Source organism: Pelagibius sp. CAU 1746, assembly GCF_039839785.1.
GTDB lineage: Bacteria > Pseudomonadota > Alphaproteobacteria > Kiloniellales > Kiloniellaceae > Pelagibius.
Genome location: NZ_JBDOQT010000001.1, coordinates 725,582 through 743,471, shown reverse-complemented (window position 1 = coordinate 743,471; position 17,890 = coordinate 725,582). Strand labels below are relative to the sequence as shown.

Here is a 17,890-nt window from a genome sequence, read left to right as displayed (position 1 = left end):
CTTGAGGTAAAGGGGGCTTTCGCGGGACCGGCGGCTGCCATGCAGAAATTCGGCCGCCGCCATGCAGAAGTGAGATTGTAAAGCGGGCAAGCGCACCTAAATTAAAGCTAACAGCTGGCGCCGCAAAGGCGCCGGCCACTGCGGAAGGATGCATTCCCCTGCCTTCCTTTCGCTTCTCCGCGGAGAAATGGAACGCCCGGATCCCCCCCGACCGGGCGTTCCACCGTTTTCGGCCCTCATCCGCCCTTCATCACCGTCGAAAAGCCCGCCGCCGGCTTCATTCCATCGGGCAAAAGCTCTACCCTGGCCAGCCGCCGCGGTGGCCGGAAAGGGACGTCATTTCCGTTCCGGAATGAAAAATCGAATTCGTTTCGCATCCGTAACACAATTCCTTCCCGCCTGGAGTCCTTCCATGCCGCTTCGCATCGCCACCTGGAACGTCAACTCGGTCCGCCAGCGCCTCGATCACCTGGCGCGCTTCTGCGAGCGCTACGAGCCGGACGTGCTCTGCCTGCAGGAGATCAAGGTGCAGACCGAGGACTTCCCGCTGGAGAAGCTCCAGGACATGGGCTTCCCCCATGCCGTGGTTCACGGCCAGAAGGGCTATAACGGGGTCGCCATACTGTCGCGCCGCCGCATCGCCGCGCCGCGCAAAGAGGTCTGGTGCGCGCGCGACGACTGCCGCCACGCCGCGGTGACCGTGGGCGGCATCGAGCTGCATAACTTCTATGTCCCGGCCGGCGGCGACGTTCCGGACCCGAAACAGAATGACAAGTTCGCCCACAAGCTCCAGTTCCTCGGCGAGATGGCGGCCTGGGCGCAGAAGGACAAGCTCGCCGAGCGCAAGGCGGTGATCGTCGGCGACCTGAACGTCGCCCCGTTGGAGCACGATGTCTGGAATCACAAGCGCCTGCGCCGCAACGTCGGCCATACGCCGGTGGAGGCCGAGCACATGGCCCGGCTCTGGGCGGCCGGCGGCCTGACCGACGTCGCCCGTTATTTTGTTCCGGAACCGGAACCGCTTTACACCTGGTGGGGCTACCGCTTCGCCCAGTCGGTGGCCAAGAACTACGGCTGGCGCCTGGATCACGTCCTGGTCACGCCGCCTTTGAAGAACCGCCTGAAATCATTGGAGATCGTTCGGGAGACACGGACCTGGGAAAAGCCCTCGGACCACGTGCCGGTCGTTCTGGACCTGAAATGATCGGCAGCCCGGCGGCCCGTACGTACGGCTGGTGCAGATCAGGGCCGGCCGGCATCGCCCAAGGCAGATCCACCGGCCCTGTGAATCTGCTCTATGTCGTTGAAATAGATCGGATTCACACGATGTGGCGGAACCGCCCCGTGGCGCCGCCTATTCGTGATCCGATCTAGCTGGCCGCCCCGGACCAGAGGTACATGAAATAGCGCCCGGCCTGTACGCCCGGCGGCAGCGGCAGGATCTCGGCCTGGGGCAGATTTAGTTGCTGATCCGAAACGATGACGCCCCCGGGCGCCATCACGGCGGGCAGGCGGGCGGAGATCATCGCCGCCGTCTCGGCATCCCGGACCGGGTCGCCGCTGCCCAGGTCGGCGTGCACCAGGGCTACCGCGCCGGCAAAACGCTGCGCCGCCGCCGCCAGGGTCTCGGCGATGTCGCCCTTCCGCAGGTGCGCCGCATCGGGAATGCAATCGGGGTGGGCCGAAACCTGGCGCTCGAAGACGAAGATCTCGCGCTCGGGACAGGCCTCGCGCAGGTGGTCATAGGTCCGGCCGTTGCCCAGACCGAGCTCGAAAACCGGCCCGGGGAGCTCGGCCACCATGGCAACGGCGCGGTTGAGGCAATCCCGCTGGGCCTGGAGGCGGCGGAGAAAGCTGTCGAGACGGCTCACCGCGCCGCCTGGACTTCGCGCAGTTGGGCCGTGGTCTGTTCCAGGCGGTGCGCCAGCACGCGCATCACCTCGACCCCCATTTCGGGGAAGTCCATGAGCATGCGGAAGAAGAGGTCCGCGGTGATGCGCAGGGTCGTCAGCTCGGTGGCCGCCTGCACCGTGGCCGTGCGCGGGATATCGCAGAGAATGGCGATCTCGCCGATGATCTCGTTTTCCGAGAGGGACGCGACGCGCAGCGGGCCGTTGGCCGCGTTGATCAGCACGTCGGCGGTTCCCCGAAGGACGATAAAGGCGGCATCCCCCCTTTCCCCCTGCTGGAACAGCGTCTGCCCCGGTTTGTAGGTCACGCGCTCGCTGGCGAAGGCCATCAGCTTCAGCTTCGCCGGGTCGATCTTCGCGAAGATCGGAATGCGCCGCAGGATATCCACTTCCTGATCGATGCTCATTTCCTGCTCCCTCGTACCTTCCCTGTTTGCGGACCCGTTTTCCTGAACCCTGGGGTCCTGTTTTCGCGGCCGCCGCGCAGGGGGGCGGCCCGGTTGCGATGCCCTCGCCTATTCCGCCGCGACCAAGTCCTTGAAGGCCGACTCGCGCTGGGTCAGCTCGCCGTAGCTGCCCTGTTCGACCAGGCGACCGTCGCGCATGACGAGGATGGTGTCAAAAAGCGACGCCAGCTCCGGGCGGTGCAGCACCCAGATGACGCCCTGCCCCTGGCGCAGATCGAGGAGACGCTCGACCAGCCGGTGCTGCCCGGCGCCGTCCATGGCCGCCGCGGCCTCGTTGATGATCAGCAGGTCGGGGCGTTTCAGCAGCGCCCGGGCCAGGGCCAGCTTCTGGCGCTGGATGGCGCTGAGGCGCACGCCGCCCAGGCCGACGTTGTAGTCCAGGCCGGCCTCGATCACGGTTTCGCGCAGACCGAGATCGTCCAGCACCTCGGCCAGGGTGTCGCCGATGATCTGCTCGGCGCCGGCCTGGCCGAAGGCGAGGCGGCCGAAAAGGATGTTGTCCTGCAGCGAAGCGGCCGCGTTGTAGGCGTCGGCGCGATAGAACTCCACCGCGTCGGGCAGATCGCGCTCCAGACGCTCGGCCAGGCGCTGACGCGCGGCGACCAGGCGTTCGGCCATGTCGCCGTCGACCAGGCCCAGGCGGTGGCGCGCCTCGACGTAGTTGAAAGGCAGGCCGAGCAGCAGCTCGCGCGCCGCCTCGTCGAGCGCGTCGACGCCGGAGCTTTCCACCCGCGTGACGATGGTGCGGAACTCCGGCAGGTCGTCGTCGCTGATGAAGCTGAACTGCTCGAAGAAAGGGTGGCCCGGCGGCAAGTCGGCGAAGATCTCGACCATCGTCTTGGCGATGGTGACGCCCATGCCGATGAAGGCGTCGGTCAGCCCGGCGTCGCGCAGCACGGCGGCGACGACGGCGTTCTGGGCCAGCGCCTTGGAAGCGAATTCGGGGCTTCGCGGCGTGCCGAACAGCAGGTTTTCGGCGACGCTGGCGTTGCCGTTGTAGCTGTCGGCTTCGAAGCGCACCACCAGGTCGTCATTGCCGCTGGACTGCAGGCGTTCGATCAGCGCGGCGCGCGCCATCAGGATGCTCTCGGCGACCCCCGGGCTGCGCTCGGGGTCGATGGTACCGGTCAGCCCGAAGCGATAGGCATCGCCCTTCAGGTCGACCACGGCCAAGACCTCCAGCAGGCGGGCGTTGATGTCCTGCGGACCTTCGGCGCCCGCGGCCGCGTAGTCGATCCAGTCGGCGTTGATATCGAGGTCCGGGTTGCCGGCGCGCCTGGCCTCCACCAGGTCGTCGTGGCTGATCGCCCGTTCGGGATCGGCCGGCCGCAGCGGGCGGTGCTTCAGGCCGTAGAGCAGGTTGTCGCGCAGCGAGCCCGGGAAATGGTAGGCGCTGGGCCCGACATAGGCCATGCGCCGACCGGTCACCGCCGTGGGCAGGCGCTCGATGTCGCGGCCGTCGATGCGCAGGCTGCCGGAGCTGGGCCAGACCAGGCCCGAAAGCATGTAGCTGAGCTGCTCGGTGCCGCTGCCGCTGGGGCCGACGATGGCGACGTGCTGGGTGACGTCGATGGTGAAATTCACCGCGCGCACCAGCGGCTGGTCGGCGTCGTCCAGCAGCGTCAGTGCCGATGCGGTGATCTGACCGCTGAGCGGCGGCCCGGCATCGTTGTCCGTCGACTGCTGCGTCGCGTCGATGAGCTGCGGCGGCTGGAACTGGCCGATGACCTGCTCGTACTTGATTTGCACGTCGAGGCGCTGCTGGTCCCAGTCGATCATCTCCTTGATCGGCGAGGGCAGATCCTTATAGGCGGCGATGACGGCGACAAGGGCGCCGATGTCGAGGTGGCCGGAGATCGCCAGCAGCCCGCCGCCGGCGTAGAACACGAAGGGGGTGACCTGGGCCAGCAGGTTGTTGAGGAACTTGACGAAGAACTTCCGCTGATAGATTTCGTAGCGGATCTTGAAGATGCGCCCCAGGCGCGAGGCCAGGTCGGCGCGCTCGTAGTTGGTGGCGTCGTTGGCCTGCACCTCCACTCCGCCGTCGATGATCTCCCCGATACGCCCGGCGAGCTGGCGCGCGGTGAGCTGACGCTCGCGGCCCAGCACCAGGATGCGCCGGCGCAGCCGGGGGATGAGGAAGGACTGGAACATCACCACGCCTGCCGCCACCAGCCCGAGCCAGAACGACTGCACCATGATGAACAGCATGGCCGTGGCCGCCTGGCCGCCGAGAAACAGGGGCGTGGCGAAGGCGTCGCCGATGAAGCCGCCCAGCGGCTCCACCTCGTCCTTGATCATGGTGGCCATTTCCGACGGCTTCACCCGCTTCAGGTGCGGCAGCGGAAAGCGCAGGATGCGGTCGGCGAGTTCGAAGCGCAGGCGGCGCAGCAGGCGCTCGCCCATGCGGCCCTTGCGGGTGTTGATCACCAGCTTGAACATGCCGTTGACCATGACCAGCGCCAGGAAGGAGAAGCTGAGCCCCAGCAGCATGTCCCGCTGCACCAGGTCGATGCCGTCGAAAAGGGTGACGGGAGCGCCGAAGAGCGTTTCGCCGTAAGGTAGATCGATCCGGAAAAGGGCCTGGGTCGAACCCGGAGATTCGAAGCCCTGGCCCTGGATGCCCTCATTGACGATCTGCTTCGGCAGATTGAGGGAAAAGTAGTAGAAGGGCAGGGATGTCACCACCAGCAGCAGGATAATCAGCTGCTCGGCCCGGCTGTGGCGCCATACGTACTTGAAAATATTCGGTTCCATGGACCCTCGTTGCCGGGTGGCGGCGAGGCCCGCCCCTGCAGGCGCCGCCGGACGTGCGAACTTCGCAACTTAGTCCATGATCCGCCGGAAATGAAACATTCTGGACTCCGCATGGGAGGCCCGAAACCGCCGGAGTGTCCCGGGAAGGATACGTCAGAGCGCTCTTCCGGCCCGCGCGCCCCTGTGCCATAGTCGCCGCGGCAGACCGCGAAGAGGGAGATGGCGGCATGCAGGACGGCCGGAGAGGCAAGCGCGTCCTTATCTACAGCCATGACAGCTTCGGTCTGGGCCACCTGCGGCGCTGCCGCGAGATCGCCCATACCCTGGCGGAGGCACAGCGCTCGCTTTCGGTGCTGATCCTCTCCGGCTCGCCGATCATCGGCTCTTTCGATTTCCGCTCGCGCGTGGATTTCGTGCGCGTGCCGGGCGTGATCAAACTGCGCAACGGCGACTATACCTCCCTGGCGCTGCACATCGACGTCGAGCAGACCATGGCCATGCGCGCCTCGATCATCGAGCACACCGCCGAGGCCTTCGAGCCCGACCTCTTCATCGTCGACAAGGAGCCCCTGGGCCTGCGCGGCGAGGTGGAGGGCACGCTGGCCATGCTGCGCGAGCGCGGCACCCCTTGCGTCCTGGGCCTGCGCGACGTGATGGACGAACCCGGCCTGCTGGCGCCGGAGTGGGAACGCAAGCAGGTGGTGCCGGCCCTGCAGCGCTATTTCGACGACATCTGGGTCTACGGGCTGCCGCAGGTCTGCGATCCCCTGGAAGGCATCGAGCTGCCGGATTCGGTGCGCAAAAAGATGACCTACACCGGCTATCTGAAGCGCAGCCTGCCGAAGGTCAGCCCCCATGTCCCGCTGGAGAAGATCGAGGACCCCTTCCTGCTGGTCACCGTCGGCGGCGGCGGCGACGGCGAAGCCATCATCGACTGGGTGCTGCGCGCCTACGAGAGCGACCCCAAGCTGCCGCACCCGGCGCTGCTGGTGCTCGGCCCCTTCATGAAGGGCGAAGCGCAAAGCGATTTCCAGGCCCGCGCCGCGCAGTTGGACAACGTCGAGGCCGTTACTTTCGAGACCCACCTGGAAAGCCTGATGGACCGCGCCATCGGCGTGGTCTGCATGGGCGGCTACAACACCTTCTGCGAGGTGCTGTCCTTCGACAAGCGCGCCGTGGTGATCCCGCGCTCCATGCCGCGCAGGGAACAGCTCATCCGCGCATCGCGCGCCCAGGACCTGGGGCTGGTGCAGATGCTGCGCGACGACGGCACCCGCGACGCCCACCTCATGGCCACGGCGCTGCGCAACCTGCCGCAGCAGCGCCGGCCGTCGGAGGTGGTGGTGCCGGGCCTGCTGGACGGCCCGAAAAACGTCGTGCGCCTGGCGGAATACTGGCTGGAGCACGGCGCGAGCCAGCTCAGCGTCGCCGAAACCCCGACCACCGGCCGGCTGTGACAGCAGCCTAGGTGACCGCCGCATGACTCAGGAACACGACAGGCCGCAAGGACGGAGCCTGCGAGGCCACGGCGCCGCGGCGGTCATCCTCAAGGGCTACCCGCGCCTCTCGGAGACCTTCATCGCCCAGGAGATTCTGGCCCTGGAGCGCCGCGGTTTCACCCTGCGACTCGTCTCCCTGCGCCATCCCACCGACCGCAGGCGCCATCCGGTGCATGACGAAATCCGCGCCCCGGTCAGCTACCTGCCCGAATACCTCTACCAGGAGCCGCTGCGCGTCCTGCGCGGCTGGTGGCGGGCCCGGCGCCTGCCCGGCTACCCGGCGGCATGGCGCGCCTTCCGGCGCGACCTGCGGCGCGATCTGACGCCGAACCGCCTGCGCCGCTTCGGCCAAGCCTGCGTGCTGGCCGCCGAGCTGCCGGCCGAGGTTACCTGGCTCTACGCTCATTTCCTGCATACCCCCGCCTCGGTGGCGCGCTATACCGCGCTGATGACCGGCCTGCCCTGGAGCGTCTCCGCCCACGCCAAGGACATCTGGACCATCCCGGACTGGGAGAAGCGCGAGAAGCTGGCCGAGGCCGAGTGGCTGGTGACCTGCACCCACTTCGGCGCCGAGCATCTGCGCAGCCTGACACCAGTCCCCCGGCGCGTCCGCCTGCTCTACCACGGCCTCGACCTTGCCCGCTTCGCCGCGGCGCCGCGCCCGGCGGGCCTGCGCGACGGCAGCGACCCGGCGGAGCCGGTGCGCCTGCTCTCGGTGGGCCGGGCGGTCGAGAAAAAGGGCTACGACGTGCTGCTGCGGGCGCTGGCCAGGCTGCCCGAGGGCCTGCACTGGCGCCTGACCCATATCGGCGGCGGCCCGCTGCGCACGGCGCTGGAGCGCCAGGCGGCCGCCCTGGGCCTTGACGGACGCATCGCCTGGATGGGCAGCCAGGCCCAGGAGGAGGTCCTGCAGCAATACCTTGCGGCCGACCTCTTCGTGCTGGCCAGCCGCATCGCCGGCGACGGCGACCGCGACGGCCTGCCCAACGTGCTGATGGAGGCGCAGAGCCAGGGGCTCGCCTGCCTGGCCACGCGGGTGGCAGCCATTCCCGAGCTGATCGAGGACCGGCGCAGCGGCGCCCTGGTGCCGCCCGACGACCCCGAGGCCCTGGCCGCCGCCCTGGCCCGCCTGATCGCCGCGCCGGCCGAACGGCGGCGGCTGGGCGACGCGGGACAGCAGCGCATCCGGGCGGATTTTGATATGAAGGGCGGCATCGACGTCCTGGCGGGGCTGCTGCCGGCACCCCTCGGGCGCCAAGCCGCCGAATAACCCGCCCCTTATCCAAGAGAGCTTGTCCCGGACCACCATGCGCATCGCGTTCTATGCCCCTTTGAAACCGCCGACCCACCCCAACCCTTCGGGCGACCGGCAGATGGCGCGCATGTTCGTTCAGGCGCTGGAGCAGGCCGGGCACGAGGTGGAGCTGGCCAGCCGTCTGCGCAGCCGCGAGGCCGAGGGCGACGGCCGGCGCCAGGCCCGCCTGCAGGCGCTGGGCGCCAAGCTCGCCGACCGCCTCATCCGCCGCTACAAGAAGCTTCCCGCGCGCCGCCGCCCGCAGCTGTGGTTCACCTATCACCTCTACTACAAGGCGCCGGACTGGATCGGGCCCAAGGTGGCCAAGGCCTTGAAGATCCCCTACGTGGTTGCGGAAGCCTCGGTCGCCTACAAGCGGGCCGACGGCCCCTGGGCGGCGGGCCACAAGGCGGTGCTGGCGGCGCTGGAACAGGCGGCGGCGGTCATCACCCTCAACCCCTTGGACGCCAAGCTGATCCCCGACCCGGCCAAGGTGCATCTGCTGAAACCCTTCATCGACACCGCGCCTTTCGAAGCGGTGCGGCCGCTGCGCGAGGACTATCGGGCGGTGCTGGCCAGCGAGCAGCACCTGGACCCCGAGCAGCCCTGGCTGCTGGCCGCGGCGATGATGCGCCCGGGCGACAAGCTGAAGTCCTATCAGATCCTGGCCCAGGCGCTGCGCGCCATCCCGGACGTTCCCTGGCAGCTGGTGGTGGCCGGCGAAGGCCAGGCCTACGACGCGGTGGTCCAGGCCTTCACCTGGGCGATGCCGGCGCGGGTGCGTTTCCTGGGGCTGGTGCAGCCGGAGGTCATGCCGGCGCTCTACGCCGCCTGCGACCTGCTGGTCTGGCCGGCGGTGAACGAAGCCTTCGGCATGGCCCTGCTGGAGGCCCAGGCCGCCGGCATCCCCGTGGTCGCCGGGCGCAGCCCGGGGGTCGAGAACGTGGTCGCCGAAGGCGTCACCGGCTATCTCGCCGATCCGGGCCTGGCCACCTTCGCCGCCAGCGTGCGCGAAATGCTGTCCCAGAAGGCGAGCCGCATTGCCATGGGCAAGGCCGCCCCCAAAGTGATCGCCGAGCAGCACAGCCTGAGCGCCGCCGCCAGGCGGCTCAACACCATCCTGGCCGAAGCGAGCAACCCTTGAGCCGCCTGCTGCTGATCCGCCACGGCCCCACCGCCTGGAACGAGGCCGGGCGCATCCAGGGGCGCAGCGACCCGCCGCTGTCGCCGGCCGGGCGCGCCGAGGTGGAAAGCTGGCGGCTGCCGCCCGAAGCCGAAGGCGCCCGCTGGATCTGCAGCCCGCTGACCCGCGCCCGCGCCACCGCCGAGATCCTGCACGGCGCGCCGGTGCACAGCGAAGCGCTGCTGATCGAGACCGACTGGGGCGCCTGGGAGGGCCGCACCCTGGCCGAGCTGCGCGACGAGCTGGGCCCCGAGATGGCCGACAACGAGGCCCGCGGCCTGGACTTCCGCCCGCCCGGCGGCGAGAGCCCGCGCGACGTGCAGCAGCGGGTGCGGCCCCTGCTGGCGAAGCTGGCCCAAGAGACCTCCGGAACCGTGATCGCGGTGACCCACAAAGGCGTCATCCGCGCGGTCTATGCCCTGGCCAGCGGCTGGGACATGCGCGACAAGCCGCCGGTGAAGCTGCGCAACGGCTGCGCCCAGGGCTTCACCCTGGCCGCCGGCGGCCGGCCCGAGATCGACAGCCTCAATCTGCCGCTGCAAGCCTCATGACCGAACGCGCCCCCGAACGAGCCGACGTCCTGCTCTACGTCCAGCACCTGCTCGGCATCGGCCACATCCGCCGCGCCGCGGTGCTGGCCCGCGCCTTCCAGCGGGCCGGGCTGAAGGTGGTCTTCGTCACCGGCGGCTGGCCGGTGACCGGGCTGGGCCTGGACGGCATCGAAGTCGTGCAGCTGCCCCCGGCGCGCACCCAGGACGAAAGCTTCGCCGTCATCCTGGACGAGCACGACCGGCCGATCGACGAAGCCTGGAAGGCGCGGCGCCGCGCGCTGCTGCTGGAAGTCTACCGCCGCTGCCGCCCGCGGGCGGTGATGATCGAGCTCTATCCCTTCGGGCGCCGCAAGATGCGCTTCGAGCTGGACCCCCTGATCGAGGCGGCCCGCGCCGACAGCCCGCCGGCGCTGATCGCCTGCTCTCTGCGCGACATCGTCAACCGGCCGGAGCGCGCGGAGAAGACCGCCTGGATGGTCGACCGCTTCACTCGGCTCTTCGACATCGTCTACATGCACGGCGACCCGCGCTTCTTCCGCCTGGAGGACAGTTTCCCGGAGAGCGACGCGGTGGCCGAGCGCCTGCACTACACCGGCTACGTGACCGAGGCCGGCCGGGCCGCCGCCGCGGCGCGGCAGTCGGACGACACCACGGGGCGCGGCGAGGTTGTCGTTTCCGCCGGCGGCGGCGCGGTGGGCGCGGCGCTGCTGCGCACGGCCCTGGCGGCACGCGCACTGTCGCCCCTGGCCGAGGCGCCCTGGCGCCTGCTGATCGGCCCCAACATGCCCGAGACCGATTTCCGGGCCATCGCCGAGGCGGCCCCGGCAGGAGTGATCGTGGAACGCGCGCGGCCCGACTTCGTGGCTCTGCTGAGCCGCGCCCGGCTGTCGATCAGCCAGGGCGGCTACAACACCCTGATGGAGGTGCTGGCCACCGGCGTGCCGGCGGTCATCGTGCCCTTCGCCGGCGGCAGCGAAACCGAGCAGACCCAGCGCGCGGAGGTGCTGGCGGCGAACGACCTGATCACCGTCGTCGCCGAGGACGGCCTCTCCCCCGCCGCCCTGGCCGCCGGCATCGCCCGGGCGCTGGCCCAGGGCGGCGCCCACGGAAAAACCCCTTTCGAGCTGGACGGCGCCGCGGAGACCGCGCGGCATCTCATCGGCCGGATGAAGGAAGCCGCCGAATGACGGCAGGAACGACGGAACACGCGGCCTGGACGGCCCTGGAGACGGAACTGGACGCCTGGGCGGCGGCCGGGCGCGCGGCGGAAGTCTGGTGGCGCGACGACGACGCGGCCGCCCCCTCCCCGGCGCTGGAGCGGCTGCTGGAGCTGGCCGCCCGCCAGGCCGCGCCCCTGGCTCTGGCGGTGATTCCCGCCAAGGCGGAGGATGCCCTGGCCCGGCTCCTGGACGGCCGGCGGGCCGACATCGCCGTCTTCCAGCATGGCTTTGCCCATGCCAATCATGCCGGCGGCCTTGCGCAGCGGGGCGCCAAGAAGTGCGAGCTGGTCGACCCCGCGGCGCGCCCGGCGGTGCTGGACGAACTGCGCCGCGGTCGCGAGAGCCTGTCCCGGCGCTTCGGCCGGCGCTTCCTGCCGGTGCTGGTGCCGCCGTGGAACCGCATCGCCGCGGCGCTGCTGCCGCGCCTGCCGGACCTCGGCTTCACCGGGCTTTCCTGCTACCAGGCCCGCGCCGCCGCCGAGGCGGCCCCGGGCCTCACCCAGGTGAACTGCCATCTGGACCTGATGCAGTGGCGGCCAGAACGCCGTTTCCTGGGGGCCGAGGCCGCGCTGGGCCTGCTGAGCGGGCACCTGGCGGCCAAGCGGGAGGGCCGGGCCGACCCCGGCGAGCCCAGCGGCATCCTCAGCCACCACGCGGTGCACGACGGCGCGGCCTGGGACTTCCTGGGCGAGCTGCTGGCCCGCCTCGCAGGGCACCGCGCCGTCCGCCTCGCGCCGCCGGCGGCCGTCTTCACGCGGGAGGTGGCGGGATGAAGCTGCTTCGCTATCCGCCGCGCGCGCTCTACGGCGACTATCTGCGCAGCACCGCCGGCGCCTTCGTCGGCTTCGGGGTGCTGCTCGCGGTGCCGCCGGGACCGGTCGTGCTGGTCATATTCGGCTCCGTGGCCGCGCTTTTCACCATTTTCGGCCTGCGCACCGTCCACCGCCACAAACTGCGGGTGGCCGTCACCGAGGACGAGATCGCCTGCCGCGGCGCCACGACCAAGGTCATGCCCTGGGACGAAATCGAGGCCATGAAGCTGCGCTATTTCGGGTCCCGGCGCGGCAAGCGGCGGCCGCGGAGCGGCGGGTTCATGCAATTGACGCTGAAAGGCGGAGGCGGCGCCATGACCTTCGAATCCTCCCTGGAGGACTTCGGCTGGCTGGCCGGGCGGGCCGCCGCCGCCATGCGGGCGCGGGGCCTGGCGCTGGACCCGGCGACCGGCAGCAACCTCATCGAGCTGGGGATCGACCCGGCCGGTGAGGACGAGGACCGGGAAGGCGGAGAACCCGGCAAAAGGGGGTAGCGGCGGCGCGGGATCACCTGACGGGTGCGATTCACCGCCAAACGTCCTATAAACGCAGCGCGGGCCTACGAAAAACCTACAAGTAGAACCGGCGGGATTTGACAGGGGACAGGGAACGAAGGTGCGGGACCTGCTGCGCATAAGGGATCTGCGGATCAGCTTCGATCTGCCGGAAGGCCGGCTCGAAGCGGTGCGCGGCGTCAGTTTCCGGGTGCCCCAGGGCAAGACCGTCGCCTTGGTCGGCGAGTCGGGTTCCGGCAAGTCGGTGGTCAGCCAGGCGATCATGGGGATCCTGCCGCGCAGCGCGCGCATCGACGCCGGACGCATCCTGTTCCACGACCCCGTGCTGGCGGCCGACCGTGCCGAGACCATGATCGACATCGCCGGGCTGCACCCCGAGAGCGCCGAGATGCGTTCGATCCGCGGCGGGCGCATCTCCATCATCTTCCAGGAGCCCATGACCTCGCTGTCGCCGGTCCACACCGTCGGCAACCAGATCTGCGAGGCCCTGCACCTGCATCGCAAGGTCGGCGAGGCCGAGGGCCGGGCCCTGGTCACGGACATGCTGCGCCTGGTCGGCTTCCCCGACCCGGAAAAGGCGATGAAGACCTATCCCTTCGAGCTGTCCGGCGGCCTGCGCCAGCGCGCCATGATCGCCATGGCCCTGGTCTGCCGTCCGGCGCTGCTGATCGCCGACGAGCCGACCACCGCGCTGGACGTCACCATCCAGGCGCAGATCCTGAAGCTGATCAAGGACCTGCAGGCCGAGTTGGGCATGGCGGTGCTGATCATCACCCACGACCTGGGCGTGGTGGCCAACGTCGCCGACGAGGTGGTGGTAATGTACCACGGCGAAGTCATGGAACGCGGCGCCCTGGAGGACATCTTCCACGATCCGCAGCACCCCTACCTGAAAGCCCTGCTGCGCGCGGTGCCGCGCTTCCACATGAAGCCCGGCGAGCGCCTGGTGCCGATCCGGGAAATCCGGCAGCGCGACGACAGCGCCTTCCTGGGCAAGAACAAGGCGCACGACAATCACGGCGGCGGCACCCTGCTGAAGGTGGAGCACGTCAGCAAGAACTTCACCATCCGCAAGGCCGGCCTGTTCAACAGCGACAAGGACGGCAGCCTGCTGGCGGTCGACGACGTCAGCTTCACGGTCCGGCGCGGCGAATGCCTGGGGCTGGTCGGCGAGAGCGGCTGCGGCAAGACCACCCTGTCGAAAATGATCATGCGCGCGCTGCAGCCGGACAGCGGCAGCATCGTCTTCATGGATCGGGAGGCCGGCGAGACCGACGTGCTGCGACTGGCCGGAGACGATCTCATGGCCTTCCGCCGCAAGATCCAGTTCGTCTTCCAGGACCCCTTCTCCTCCCTGAACCCGCGCATGACCGTGGGCGACATCCTGGCCGAGCCGCTGCTGATCCACGGGATCGGCACGCCGGCCGAGCGCCGCGGGATCGTCGAGGAACTGATGGGGGTCGTCGGCCTCAACCGCAACCATATCCGGCGCTATCCGCACAGTTTCTCCGGCGGCCAGCGCCAGCGCATCGGCATCGCCCGCGCCCTGGCCCTGCATCCGCAGTTGGTGATCTGCGACGAGCCGGTCTCCGCCCTCGACGTATCGATTCAGGCGCAGGTGCTGAACCTGCTGAAGGATCTGCAACGCAACCTGGGCCTCACCTACATCTTCATCAGCCACAATCTGGCAGTGGTCGACTACATCGCCGACCGTATCGCCGTGATGTGCCGCGGCCGGCTGGTCGAGGTGGCGCCGCGCGCGCAGCTTTTCCGCGCGCCGATCCATCCCTACACCAAGGCCCTGCTGGCCGCCGTGCCCGAGCCGAGCCTGGACCAGCGCCTCGACCTCACGGCGCTGATGCAGGGCCGCGCCTCCGAACCCGCGGCCTGGCCCGAGCCCTTCCGCATCAGCGGCGACAGCCGCCTGGCCATGATCGAACTGGGCGAAGGACATTTCGTGCGCGCCCAGGAAGAAGCCAGCGAGGAGCTGGCCCACCGCTACGGAGAGATCCTGTCCTCTCTCACATCACCGCAGAAAGCCGAAGTCTGATCTCATGCTGAGCTATTTCGCCCGCCGCCTCCTGGTGATGATCCCGACCCTGCTGGTGATCAGCCTGGTGGTCTTCGTCATCATCCAGCTGCCGCCGGGCGACTATCTGGAAACGCTGATCAGCGAGATGCAGGCCCAAGGCGAGAACGTCGACCCGGCGCGCATCGCCTTCCTGCGCGAGCAGTACGGCCTCGACCGGCCGCTGATCGAACAGTACTGGGTCTGGCTCCTCGGCCTGCTGCACGGCGACCTCGGCTATTCCTTCGAGTTCGAGCTGCCGGTCATCGACGTGATCGGCGACCGCTTCTGGTTCACCGCCCTGCTGGCCCTTTCCACCACGCTGTTCACCTATATCGTCTCCTTCCCCATCGGCATCTACTCGGCGGTGCGTCAGTACTCCGCGGGCGACTACGCGGCGACCTTCGTCGGCTACTTCGGCCTGGCGATGCCGAACTTCCTCTTCGCCCTGGTTCTGCTCCACTACGCCAACGTCTGGTTCGACCTGTCGATCGGCGGCCTTATGGACCCCAAGTATCTCGACGCCCCCTGGTCCCTGGACAAGGCGATCTCGGTGATGAACCACCTGTGGATCCCGATGATCGTCATCGGCACCTCCAACACGGCGGCGATGATCCGGCGGCTGCGTGCCAACATGCTGGACGAGCTGCAGAAGCAGTACGTGGTGACGGCGCGCGCCAAGGGCCTGTCGCCGGTGAAAGCGATCCTGAAGTATCCGCTGCGCATGTCGCTGAACCACTTCATCGCCGACATCGGCCAGATCCTGCCCGCGGTGATCTCCGGCGCCGCCCTGGTCTCCGTGGTCATGGACCTGCCGACCAACGGGCCGCTGCTGCTGCGCTCCCTGCAAAGCCAGGACATGTACCTGGCCGGCGCCTTCCTGATGTTCGAAGCGGTGCTGGTGGTGATCGGCGTCTTCGTCTCCGACGTGCTGCTGGCGCTTCTGGATCCGCGTATCCGTCTGGGCGAGGGAGCGACGAAATGAGCGACCGCGAACTCCTGCCCGGCGAACGGCTGGATCACTACGTCAACGAGGCGCCTTTCGATCCCTATCGGGTCGAAAAGCTGACGCCGCAGCAGGAGCGCTACTATCAGGCCAGCGAGTGGCGCATCATGTGGTGGCGCTTCTGCCGCCACCGCGTCGCGCTGTGGTCCGGCATATTCCTGTTGCTGGTCTACGCCACCGTCGTCGTCTGCGAGTTCGTCGCGCCCTACAACCTGCACAGCCGCGACATCAAGCACATCTACGCGCCGCCGCAGGCGCTGCACCTGTTCCATGAGGGCGAGTTCGTCGGCCCCTTCGTCTACGGTTTCGACACCGAGATGGACATGGAGAGACTGCAGCGCGTCTACAAGCCGAACACCGACAAGGTGCAGCCCCTGCGCTTCTTCTGCCGCGGCGACGCCTACAAGTTCTGGGGCCAGTTCGAGGCGGACCTGCACCTCTTCTGCCCCGCCGAGCGCGGCACCGCCTTCCTCTTCGGCACCGACCGCCTGGGCCGGGACATGCTGAGCCGCATCGTCTACGGCGCGCGCATCTCGCTCACCATCGGCCTCATCGCCGTCGCCATCTCCTTCGTGCTCGGCGTCGCCATCGGCGGGGCCGCCGGCTACTTCGGCGGTTTCGTCGACGCCCTCACGCTGCGCTCCATCGAGATCATCCGCTCCTTCCCGGAGATCCCGCTGTTCATGACCCTCTCGGCGCTGCTGCCGGTGACCTGGAGCCCCATCGGCGTCTTCGCCGGCATTTCGGTCATCATCGGCTTCCTGGAGTGGCCCGGCCTCGCCCGCGCCGTGCGCGCCAAGATCCTGTCATTGCGCGAGGAAGACTTCACCACCGCCGCGCAGCTCATGGGCGCCTCGCCGGCCCGCATCATCGGGCGCCACCTGCTGCCCAGTTTCACCAGCCACCTGATCGCCTCGGTGACGCTGGCGATTCCCACCGCGATCCTGGGCGAAACCGCGCTGTCCTTCCTCGGCATCGGGCTGCGCGCGCCGGTCACCTCCTGGGGCGTGGTCTTGAACGAGGCGCAGGACATCAGCGTGGTCGCGATCTTCCCCTGGCTGATGCTGCCGGTGGTGCCGCTGTTCCTGGTGGTGCTGGCCTTCAACTTCCTGGGCGACGGCCTGCGCGACGCCGCCGACCCCTACAAGTAAGACCTCATCCAGGGCGCGATAATCGCCCGGCGCCCTTAGGGCGCGATAACCACCCGGCGCCCTTAGGGCGCGATAACCACGAGATCAAGCGGCGCGTCGACCCCGGCCACCTCGACCGCCGCGGCCTGCGGCTTGTCCGACGCCGGCGCATAACCCTGGGCGATCGCCTTTTCGTAGCTGGCGCGGTCGCAGAGCGCGCGCACGCCGAGTTCCTTGTTGTGCTTCTCCAGCTTGGCCGAGAGGTTCACCGCCTCGCCGATGACGGTGTACTCAAGCCGGGTGTCGTCGCCCACGGCGCCGAAGAGGATCGCACCGGTGGCCACGGCGCCGTTGACCTGCGGGCAACTTCGCCCCGCCAGCGCGCATTCCCTCTGCCACTCGGCCGCGGCGGCGACGATGTCCTCCAATGCGCGCAGAGCGTCTGCGGCGTAGCTCTCGGAAGGCTGCGCCGCGCCGAAGGTCGCCAGGATCCCGTCGCCGAGGAACTTGTCGATGCTGCCGCCGTGGCGTTGGATCACCGGCACCATGCGTTGCTGGTATTCGTGGAGCAGGCGCATGACCTCCTCCGGCGGCGCGGCGGCGGCCAGGCGGGTGAAGCCGCGCATGTCGAGATTGAGGATCGCCGCTTCGCGCATCTCGCCGCTGCCGGCGCGAATCCGGTCTTCGGCGCCGGTGATGCGCTCGGCGATTTCCGGCGCGAAGAAACGCGACAGCTCGCGCGCCGCGCTGCCTTCGGCGGTGGCGCGCACCAGCAGGCCCTTGGCGCGGGCGAGCGCCGCGGCGATGAGCGCGGTGACCACTAGGATGGAGATGATCTTGTCGAACTCCGCGCCCAGCAGCACCGTGTTGGAGGTGAGATAGGCGACGTAGTCGCGGGTGATCATGGTATCGGCGGGGTCGGCGTAGACCACGTAGGCGATGAGCGCGCCCCAGCCGAGCGCGGCCAGCAGGCCGGCGAGCACGACGAAGCGGGCGTCGAAGCGCAGCGCCCGCAGCGCGATGAAGATGAAGACGTAGAGCAGCGTCGGCGCCTTCAGATAGAACGACGGCGGCTGCATGTACTGAATGTGGAACGACCAGATCAACACCATCAGGAGAGTGATGTCGACGAAGACCGAGGCGGCCAGCGCCCAGTCCGGCAGGCGGCCGAGATGCGCCCAGGCGGCGCGGATCAGCGTCAGCGCCAGATAGATGCCGAGCGCCCAGGGCACCGGTGCGAAGTCCAGCTCTTCGGGTTTCGGCGACAGAAAGTAGAGCGTGCCGAAAGTCAGCACGATACCCAGCTGCACCCAGGAAATGAGGCGCTCCGTCGCGTCCTCCTGGGCGCGCACCGCCGCGCGTACCCGCTCCGGCAGGCCGGCCTCCGGATCCTTGCGCCACCAGCTCAACATGCCGTCTTCCTCTTCGCCCCTCGCCCCCGGCGCACCCGCAGGCATGGCCGGGCCGCCGCGCTGGAC

The 17,890-nt window shown here is 68.9% G+C and carries 15 protein-coding genes; 11 read left to right on the top strand and 4 right to left on the bottom strand.

The window, feature by feature from the left end:
• Positions 1 to 412: 412 nt before the first annotated feature.
• Positions 413 to 1,204, top strand: a complete 792-nt coding sequence (xth, locus tag AAFN88_RS03445; RefSeq protein WP_347518188.1) for an exodeoxyribonuclease III — start codon at positions 413 to 415, stop codon at positions 1,202 to 1,204.
• 166 nt (positions 1,205 to 1,370) lie between these two features.
• Here the strand turns inward: xth and AAFN88_RS03440 are convergent, their stop codons facing one another.
• The 3 genes from AAFN88_RS03440 to AAFN88_RS03430 all read right to left on the bottom strand — a co-directional run bounded on the left by AAFN88_RS03440 (position 1,371) and on the right by AAFN88_RS03430 (position 5,134).
• A complete protein-coding gene (locus tag AAFN88_RS03440) occupies positions 1,371 to 1,871 on the bottom strand; it encodes a class I SAM-dependent methyltransferase (protein WP_347518186.1) in 501 nt (166 codons plus the stop codon).
• Positions 1,868 to 2,317: a cyclic nucleotide-binding domain-containing protein gene (locus AAFN88_RS03435; protein WP_347518185.1), complete on the bottom strand. Its 450-nt coding sequence runs from the start codon at positions 2,315 to 2,317 to the stop codon at positions 1,868 to 1,870. The genes AAFN88_RS03440 and AAFN88_RS03435 overlap by 4 nt, the downstream gene beginning before the upstream one ends.
• A 108-nt stretch (positions 2,318 to 2,425) precedes the next feature.
• Entirely contained in the window at positions 2,426 to 5,134 is a 2,709-nt protein-coding gene (locus AAFN88_RS03430; RefSeq protein WP_347518183.1) for an ATP-binding cassette domain-containing protein, read from the bottom strand.
• 227 nt (positions 5,135 to 5,361) lie between these two features.
• Between AAFN88_RS03430 and AAFN88_RS03425 the strand changes: the two genes are divergently transcribed.
• The 10 genes from AAFN88_RS03425 to AAFN88_RS03380 all read left to right on the top strand — a co-directional run bounded on the left by AAFN88_RS03425 (position 5,362) and on the right by AAFN88_RS03380 (position 16,433).
• Positions 5,362 to 6,591 (top strand): glycosyltransferase, encoded by a 1,230-nt coding sequence (locus tag AAFN88_RS03425; protein WP_347518182.1) that lies wholly within the window; start codon positions 5,362 to 5,364, stop codon positions 6,589 to 6,591.
• Between the two features lie 22 nt (positions 6,592 to 6,613).
• Positions 6,614 to 7,903 (top strand): glycosyltransferase, encoded by a 1,290-nt coding sequence (locus AAFN88_RS03420; protein WP_347518181.1) that lies wholly within the window; start codon positions 6,614 to 6,616, stop codon positions 7,901 to 7,903.
• Between the two features lie 22 nt (positions 7,904 to 7,925).
• On the top strand, positions 7,926 to 9,071 hold the full coding sequence (locus AAFN88_RS03415; protein WP_347518180.1) for a glycosyltransferase family 4 protein: 1,146 nt from the start codon (positions 7,926 to 7,928) through the stop codon (positions 9,069 to 9,071).
• A complete protein-coding gene (locus AAFN88_RS03410; RefSeq protein WP_347518178.1) occupies positions 9,068 to 9,661 on the top strand; it encodes a histidine phosphatase family protein in 594 nt (197 codons plus the stop codon). The genes AAFN88_RS03415 and AAFN88_RS03410 overlap by 4 nt, the downstream gene beginning before the upstream one ends.
• Positions 9,658 to 10,848 (top strand): glycosyltransferase, encoded by a 1,191-nt coding sequence (locus AAFN88_RS03405; protein WP_347518177.1) that lies wholly within the window; start codon positions 9,658 to 9,660, stop codon positions 10,846 to 10,848. Before AAFN88_RS03410 ends, AAFN88_RS03405 begins: the two co-directional genes overlap by 4 nt.
• Positions 10,845 to 11,654, top strand: a complete 810-nt coding sequence (locus AAFN88_RS03400; protein WP_347518175.1) for a polysaccharide deacetylase family protein — start codon at positions 10,845 to 10,847, stop codon at positions 11,652 to 11,654. Before AAFN88_RS03405 ends, AAFN88_RS03400 begins: the two co-directional genes overlap by 4 nt.
• Complete coding sequence (locus AAFN88_RS03395) at positions 11,651 to 12,187, top strand: hypothetical protein (protein ID WP_347518174.1); 537 nt, start codon at positions 11,651 to 11,653, stop codon at positions 12,185 to 12,187. The genes AAFN88_RS03400 and AAFN88_RS03395 overlap by 4 nt, the downstream gene beginning before the upstream one ends.
• A 121-nt stretch (positions 12,188 to 12,308) precedes the next feature.
• On the top strand, positions 12,309 to 14,258 hold the full coding sequence (locus AAFN88_RS03390) for an ABC transporter ATP-binding protein (protein ID WP_347518172.1): 1,950 nt from the start codon (positions 12,309 to 12,311) through the stop codon (positions 14,256 to 14,258).
• A gap of 4 nt (positions 14,259 to 14,262) precedes the next feature.
• Complete coding sequence (locus AAFN88_RS03385) at positions 14,263 to 15,261, top strand: ABC transporter permease (RefSeq protein ID WP_347518170.1); 999 nt, start codon at positions 14,263 to 14,265, stop codon at positions 15,259 to 15,261.
• Complete coding sequence (locus tag AAFN88_RS03380; protein WP_347518169.1) at positions 15,258 to 16,433, top strand: ABC transporter permease; 1,176 nt, start codon at positions 15,258 to 15,260, stop codon at positions 16,431 to 16,433. Before AAFN88_RS03385 ends, AAFN88_RS03380 begins: the two co-directional genes overlap by 4 nt.
• 62 nt (positions 16,434 to 16,495) lie before the next feature.
• Here AAFN88_RS03380 and AAFN88_RS03375 read toward each other — a convergent pair whose 3' ends face one another.
• Entirely contained in the window at positions 16,496 to 17,869 is a 1,374-nt protein-coding gene (locus tag AAFN88_RS03375) for an adenylate/guanylate cyclase domain-containing protein (RefSeq protein ID WP_347518167.1), read from the bottom strand.
• Positions 17,870 to 17,890 lie beyond the last annotated feature (21 nt).

Bases quoted from the DNA above. Each gene is read 5' to 3' on its own strand.
- xth (WP_347518188.1), top strand. From the start codon at position 413: ATGCCGCTTCGCATCGCCACCTGGAACGTCAACTCGGTCCGCCAGCGC.
- AAFN88_RS03435 (WP_347518185.1), bottom strand. From the start codon at position 2,317: ATGAGCATCGATCAGGAAGTGGATATCCTGCGGCGCATTCCGATCTTC.
- AAFN88_RS03430 (WP_347518183.1), bottom strand. From the start codon at position 5,134: ATGGAACCGAATATTTTCAAGTACGTATGGCGCCACAGCCGGGCCGAG.
- AAFN88_RS03425 (WP_347518182.1), top strand. From the start codon at position 5,362: ATGCAGGACGGCCGGAGAGGCAAGCGCGTCCTTATCTACAGCCATGAC.
- AAFN88_RS03420 (WP_347518181.1), top strand. From the start codon at position 6,614: ATGACTCAGGAACACGACAGGCCGCAAGGACGGAGCCTGCGAGGCCAC.
- AAFN88_RS03405 (WP_347518177.1), top strand. From the start codon at position 9,658: ATGACCGAACGCGCCCCCGAACGAGCCGACGTCCTGCTCTACGTCCAG.
- AAFN88_RS03400 (WP_347518175.1), top strand. From the start codon at position 10,845: ATGACGGCAGGAACGACGGAACACGCGGCCTGGACGGCCCTGGAGACG.
- AAFN88_RS03395 (WP_347518174.1), top strand. From the start codon at position 11,651: ATGAAGCTGCTTCGCTATCCGCCGCGCGCGCTCTACGGCGACTATCTG.
- AAFN88_RS03385 (WP_347518170.1), top strand. From the start codon at position 14,263: ATGCTGAGCTATTTCGCCCGCCGCCTCCTGGTGATGATCCCGACCCTG.
- AAFN88_RS03380 (WP_347518169.1), top strand. From the start codon at position 15,258: ATGAGCGACCGCGAACTCCTGCCCGGCGAACGGCTGGATCACTACGTC.
- AAFN88_RS03375 (WP_347518167.1), bottom strand. From the start codon at position 17,869: ATGCCTGCGGGTGCGCCGGGGGCGAGGGGCGAAGAGGAAGACGGCATG.